Origin of the sequence: Paenibacillus sp. 102 (assembly GCF_039549175.1) — a bacterium.
Lineage (GTDB): Bacteria > Bacillota > Bacilli > Bacillales > Bacillaceae_G > Bacillus_A.
Genome location: NZ_JBCGHT010000083.1, coordinates 1 through 313 on the forward strand (window position 1 = coordinate 1; position 313 = coordinate 313).

At 38.7% G+C, this 313-nt stretch carries 1 protein-coding gene; it reads left to right on the plus strand.

From position 1 onward, the window contains the following. Positions 1 to 313: plasmid recombination protein (locus AAIE21_RS29430; protein ID WP_343269883.1), on the plus strand; the 313-nt coding region annotated here is incomplete at both ends.

The window sequence follows — 313 nt, forward strand, 5'->3', positions numbered from 1 at the left end:
ATTGATCCATCCAGATTAGACGAGAATATCTACTTTGTTCAAAAGGACATCCGTAGTGTATACAAGGATGTCTTTCAAGAAGCCGTGGACAAGTACAATGAAAAGCAAAAACGAAATGACCGCAAAATTAAGGATTATTATGACAAGATAAGAAAAGATACAAAGACGCATGAGCAACGAGAACTCGTTGTAGCGATTGGGGAAGGTAAAGACGACCCAAAGTATAGGGAATCCAAAAAGGAAGCGTTAAAACAGTATGCTGAGGCGTTTCAAGAGCGAAATCCGAATCTTGCTGTCTATAATATGGTTTTAC